At 43.2% G+C, this 5,998-nt stretch carries 5 protein-coding genes and 1 pseudogene; 2 read left to right on the top strand and 4 right to left on the bottom strand.

The genetic code is table 11. The annotated features are described in order from the left end of the window. Window positions 1–235 (top strand): annotated as a pseudogene (locus AC3LHT_RS08065) (ABC transporter permease); the annotation flags it as partial. On the opposite strand, the gene AC3LHT_RS08060 reads toward AC3LHT_RS08065, so the two are convergent. After that, on the bottom strand, window positions 236–1,420 hold the full coding sequence (locus tag AC3LHT_RS08060; protein WP_290647012.1) for an MFS transporter: 1,185 nt from the start codon (window positions 1,418–1,420) through the stop codon (window positions 236–238). A gap of 53 nt (window positions 1,421–1,473) precedes the next feature. Between AC3LHT_RS08060 and AC3LHT_RS08055 the strand changes: the two genes are divergently transcribed. Then, the gene (locus tag AC3LHT_RS08055; RefSeq protein WP_488662528.1) at window positions 1,474–2,709 is read left to right on the top strand and encodes a competence/damage-inducible protein A; all 1,236 of its coding nucleotides are present in this window, start codon (window positions 1,474–1,476) and stop codon (window positions 2,707–2,709) included. On the opposite strand, the gene AC3LHT_RS08050 is transcribed toward AC3LHT_RS08055, so the two are convergent. The 3 genes from AC3LHT_RS08050 to AC3LHT_RS08040 form a co-directional block, all read right to left on the bottom strand. Further along, on the bottom strand, window positions 2,697–4,025 hold the full coding sequence (locus AC3LHT_RS08050; protein WP_488662527.1) for an NAD(P)/FAD-dependent oxidoreductase: 1,329 nt from the start codon (window positions 4,023–4,025) through the stop codon (window positions 2,697–2,699). The genes AC3LHT_RS08055 and AC3LHT_RS08050 overlap by 13 nt on opposite strands. Before the next feature lie 100 nt (window positions 4,026–4,125). Beyond that, on the bottom strand, window positions 4,126–5,082 hold the full coding sequence (locus AC3LHT_RS08045; protein WP_290668147.1) for a SufB/SufD family protein: 957 nt from the start codon (window positions 5,080–5,082) through the stop codon (window positions 4,126–4,128). Next, complete coding sequence (locus tag AC3LHT_RS08040) at window positions 5,079–5,822, bottom strand: ATP-binding cassette domain-containing protein (protein ID WP_290647016.1); 744 nt, start codon at window positions 5,820–5,822, stop codon at window positions 5,079–5,081. The genes AC3LHT_RS08045 and AC3LHT_RS08040 overlap by 4 nt, the downstream gene beginning before the upstream one ends. Window positions 5,823–5,998 lie beyond the last annotated feature (176 nt).

The raw sequence follows: 5,998 nt of genomic DNA, 5'->3' as shown, positions 1-5,998 counted from the left end.
TGCAACCTGGGATCCTGCGAAAGCCATGTTTGGCGCATATCTTTTCGGTGGTGTAACTGCCCTGGGGCTCAGGATGCAAGCTGCTGGAACGACTATTTCTTCACATATACTGATGATGTTTCCATATATCCTCACGGTGGCTGTGCTGTTCTTCACTTCCACTGAAAAGATCAAGCTAAAGGTAGGGGCTCCTGCTGCTCTTGGTGTCCCGTACTCGAGAGAAGAAAAAACCTGATCATTCCTTGCAGAATACCATCACAAGAAATCCACTAAACATTATGGCAATCCCCATGACTGAGAACATTTGCACGTAGGAATAGGAGGCGATAATGCCAGCTACAAGTGGCCCAAACATCTGGCCAAGTGATCTTGAAGAACGCAAAACTCCAAGGAGTTCCGCTGTTCTTTCCCTGGGAGAATGGGTAACCACAAAAGTAGAAGCGCCATTTATAAAAGCACCAAAAGCTATCCCCAATGAAAAGTAGGCAATAGCAACTGTTATCCAGCTGTTTCCTATGGCAAATAGTAGTGTTGTCAAAGACGTTAAGAGCATCCCAAAAACTGTACTGCTCTTGGCTTTTATCTTCCCAATTAAACGTCCAAAGTAGATATGTGAAAATATCTGAATGAGTGGATTTATGGCTGTAAGGATAACTGCCAGGGATTTTGAAAGTCCCATTTCTTCCGTTAAGTACACTGCGATTAAAGAAGTTGACCCTGTTATGCCAAATTGGCGCATAAAACTTCCGATATATATCGCCCAGACACCATTTTTCAACATAGGAGATGGATCCGAAACAAGAGGGAAGAAAGCGGCAATAATATTTCGTTTCTCAGCTTTTTTTGCAGCCGCTTTCCTGTTTATGCCTTTCATGAGGAATATCGGAATTGCAACAGATAGCGCTATAATTGAAAAGAAAAAGATGACAGATCTGACCGATAACCAGAGCAGGAGAACTGAAAGCAAAACTCTTCCCAGAAACATCCCAAAAGAATTCGCGGCATTTAACAATGAAATCTCTTTTGAAGTCGAGGATACGCTTTCATCTTCCGCAAACTCAGTGCTAAGAGACATTGTTATTGGTTGAAAGGCAGAGCTGAAAAATGCGGTAACAGCGCCGAGAATAATAAATTGATAAGATAGTTGCATAAAAGCATATAGAAAATAAAGCACTCCTGGAACCAGTAAAGTCGCAGTAAGCAATAATTTCCTGTTTGCAGCTTTATCGGAAATTGCTCCCCATATTGGCGAGCCCAGGGTATTAAAGGCACCTCTGACAGTAGCGAGGGCACTTATTACAACAACAGAGACTCCCAGCTCTCTGAGTCTGAGCTGGAGCAAAATGCCAAAACTCAAAACGGCTGTAAACCTCAGGATCGCTGCTATAAGAAGCGGGATTCTGTCTTTCAACCTAATCACCTTTGTTAGGTAAACTTACTAAATCATACCACAATATAGAAGGGAGATAAAGCATGAGAGCAGAAATCGTTTCTGTGGGAACCGAACTTCTTCTTGGAAACATAGTCAATACCAATGCCCATTATCTCTCAAAGAGGTTGGCTGAACTTGGGCATTTTGTTTACAGGCAGACGGCGGTTGGTGATAACGCCAAAAGGCTTTCAGAAGTGTTAAAGGAAGCTCTTGAACGTGTTGAGCTTGTGGTGATAACAGGCGGTTTGGGGCCAACACAAGACGATCTCACCAAGGAAACTGTAGCGAAACTATTCGGGCTTGACCTTCAACTCGATGGAGCTTCATTACAGCGCATAAAAGAGAGAACGGGTGAAACGGTCCTTTCAAAAGCAAATCAGAAGCAGGCATATATTCCAGAGGGAGCCATAGTTCTTCCAAACGACGTGGGAACAGCTCCCGGTTGCATAATCGAAAAGGGCGAAAAAGCTATTGTACTGCTGCCAGGCCCCCCTCGAGAGATGAAGACGATGTTTGAAAAATATACTGTTAAATACTTAGAAAAACATAGCAGCGAGGTTCTGGTATCAAAGGTATTGAGGATTTTCGGTATTCGTGAAAGTCAGCTTGCAGGCATTCTGAAAGACTTTTTTGAGAGCTACGAAAACCCGACAGTGGCTCCATACGCCTTGGAAGGGGAAGTAACGATAAGGATAACAGCCAGGGCAAAGGGCAAATCAGAAGCTGAAAAATTGATCATGCCTGTTGAGTCGGAAATAAGAAAAAAACTTGGGGAATATATATACGCAGAAGGCGACACAACAATGGAAGAAGTAGTGATCGAATTGCTAAAGAAAGCTGGCTTATCAATTTCCACAGCTGAATCATGTACCGGTGGGTTGGTATCTTCAAGGTTGATTAACGTTCCGGGCGCCTCCGAGGTTTTCAAAGAGGGTGTGATAGCATACAGCAACGAATCAAAAAAGAATTTGCTTGGAGTCGCTTCTGAAACCCTGAGAACTTTCGGTGCAGTTAGCCCAAGAACCGCCATTGAAATGGCAAGAGGGATTGCAGCGGTTTCCGGTTCAAATATCGGGTTGGCAACCACTGGCATAGCGGGGCCCGGAGGTGGAACAAAAGAAAAGCCCGTTGGTCTGGTGTACGTCGGATTGTGGCTTAATGGTGAAGAAAAAGCAGAAGAGCTACGCCTACACGGAGATAGAAATTGGATAAGGCTAAGGGCCACGCTTCATGCCCTAAACATCCTCAGAAAGGCTCTCATATCTCAGTCAAAATGATAGGTTTCAGATAGCAAATCATAATATTTTTGCAACCATTTTTCGCCAGATTTAGCCCTATAAGGGATGTTTTGCAAATGTTCACGGAGCTTTTCGCCAATAGACAGAGCTCTTTTCAATTTCAATAAAACATCGATACGCGTAAATCCGTAAGCCAGTTTCAGCAATGTAGAAAAAGCCGGTGTGTTCTGATAAAGCCCATGAATGGAGGCGTAAAGCTCCCTTGAGCCCAAAATACCTTTCTTCATAAGCCAATCAAGAGTCTCAGGTGTAAAGGATTGCATTCTCCTCCTTAACACATCGTAATATGCAAGGTCAGCCCCCTTTTGCTGAAAATAAAGCCTTTCATATAAAGAACCTCGCTCATCTGGATTCAGACGAGACCTCAAAAGGGCATCGCCCGCAATTAAAGCAGACCTCATGGCATTTCCGGCACCACAGCCAGAAGTGGGAATAGCTTGAAAAGCGCTATCGCCAACAAGAAGCACCCCATGAGAGTACAAAACAGGATGAGAAGAAGACACAGGGATGACTCCGCCGCCCCCTCTCAACCTTTCACCCAGTCCCAGATTTTTGACTCTTTCGGGTACGGTATTTTCAGGATCTGGATATCCCTTACCAAGCTGAATGCCAGCTCCAACATCTATTCTATCGTCGGTCTCCGGATGAACCCAGCTGTAACCGCCATTGATTCCGTAATGATAGCTCAACCAACCAGCCAAAACCTTTTCTGTATTACCTTTCGTTTTACCATTCCAGCGCCATACTTCACGGTACGCTTTTGAAATATCCGTTGAAGAGAGCTCTATTTTAAAGCCTGATCCCCGGGGCATCAAACTCTTTATCGCGCTCTTTATGCCCGTACAATCAGCTACAAAATCGGCTTTTAGTTCTCTTGGCTCACCATTTTCATTAAATCTCAAGCCCTTGCATCTGCCAGATGACTCAAGAATCGGTCTTACGGCGCTTGCTCTGAGATGCAATTCGCCTCCTCGCTCTTCCACCTTTTCAAGAAGCCTTTTGTGCAGAAGTTTCATATCCACGATTTCGTAAGCGTAATCAAGGAAAAATTCCTTACTACGAAGCGGTGATATGATGTGCAGACCTTTGGGTTTTGCGGTAATCTCTTTTTCAGAAAATCCTATATCCCGTTTTTCAAGAACTTCCCTTTCAACAGAATCCGACCAATCATGTCCGAGATCTCCCTCGGCTTTGATATCAACAACAGCGACTTTCATTCCTCCAGAAAGGCACTTCATGGCAAGAACCAACCCGGCATAGCCTGCACCGGCGATGACAAGGTCATACTTCAACATAGAATTCCCCCGGTTTCCCAGACCCAAGAAAAGAAAAATAGACTGTGTAAAACAGTAGGAAAATAAACGAAATTATTGTAAACTACATGTAGCAAGCACTTTATTTTAACATACCTTTGACTATCAGTTCTATTGCTTCATTTTCAGTGAGACCTTTAGCCATAAGGGTTTCCAATTGCTTCACATTCATGCGGCCTATGGATGCTTCGTGGGTTAACTCAGCCTTTTCATCCTTGACATAGAGTTCAGGAATGGTTCCGACGTTCACGTTACCCCCTTTGACAATTTCTTTGCATTCTATATGCCCCCTCGCATAGGGGGCGTTTCCATATGCCCTGTTGATTATCCGTGCTTTACTGCTGTCAGTCGCAAAAACAACTGATTTAGCTATGCCTGAGGATCTTTCTCCATTCAAGTTCAATTCTTCGATGATTTCGACGTAATCGTCTTGCTTCTCATAAACCTTGGATTCTATTTCGGCCACAGCCTCTTTATCAAGATTCACCTTCATTTCTACCTTCAATTTCCCAACACGGGTTTTTGTCAAATGAAAGGTGTTCCTGAAAACGCTTTTTTCACCGAGATGCGCGTTGTAAATAGCCTCTACCGTTACCCCACCATCTTTGCTATGAAAATGGACATCTTCATAACTCATCTTAGCAGATTCAGATAATTCGATATCTGAAATCATTCTATGGGTGAATTCTTTGCCATTGGGAAACACACAATGGGATAAGAAGTTGGCCTTCGCTGCCTTTCCCAGCTTCGTGTGAATTAGCACCAATTGAGTGCCCTCCGGCTTCAAGTAACCTGTGCAAAGGTGTATGGGATTTTCAACTTGAATGCCATCTTTAACCTCAAGCCAGATTTCAACACCGTTTTCAAGGCCTTTTGCCTTCAATTCAACACCTTCTACTGTGTTTCTGCCAATGACCTTATCTCCACTCACTATTATTGAGACGATATCCCGCCTTAAAAATCTCGATGCGTCTCCTCCAGATTTTTCATAATACTCGGCTATTTTTTCGAATTCTCTCTGGTAATTGCTTTCTATCATTTCGCTTCACCGCCTCTAATTTTCTCACTTTCTGGCTTGTTTATATGATCACAGCTGTCACAGAGCTTTTTGTAGAAAGCGACAATTTCCTGCGGAGTTCCGCTTGCGAGAAGCCTACCCCCACACATAAGATATGCTTCATCTGCCATCATGGCAATTTCTTCGCGGTGAGTAATCATGATGACGGTGCTTCCGGCTTTTTTGAGTTTTCCAACAACCGCTTTTATCATCTCGTTCGACATTATATCTATACCAGAGTCCGGTTCATCCAGTATCACGATTTTTGGTTTAATCAAAACAATAGAAGCTAACTCAACCCTCTTCCTTTCACCACCACTGAGTGTAGAATCAACATACCTTCCAAGATATTCCTTGGAAAGCCCCACCAATTTGAGAGCTTCAGCGATTTCATCCTGGGAAAGGCGCAGTTTTCCACCGAGGTTTAGGTATTCGTCAATTGTTATGCCTTCAAAGCGAACGGGTTCTTGAAGGGCAAGGGTTATACCAAGCTTTGCCCTTTCAAAAACACCAAGATCTTTAAGTGAAATATCATCCAGATATAACTCGCCTGTGTGTTCACGGTAATTTTCAAGGCCCATTATTATACCTGCAAGAGTGGACTTACCTACACCATTGTTACCAAGCATGGCGTAAATTTTTCCGTCTTCGAACTCTATGGTCATATTCCGAAGAATAACTCTTTCACTCTTTTCATAACGTATTCTTTTCAAAGCAAGCATGAAAAAACCTCCTAAAATAGGGTACAGAACTATTTTATACCTAAAATGTGAACTTTTTAAGCACCTTACGGAATAATGGTATCATTGTTGAAGATAATCACCTTTACAAAAAGTGCATTGGGGGAAAAGCTATGTGGTATCCAGGACATGTTGAAAAAGCCAAGAAGCAGATCGCA

The sequence above is a fragment of the Kosmotoga sp. genome, from assembly GCF_982836095.1.
Note: the sequence above shows the minus strand (reverse complement) of the source record. Positions and strands in the feature narration are given on the sequence as shown.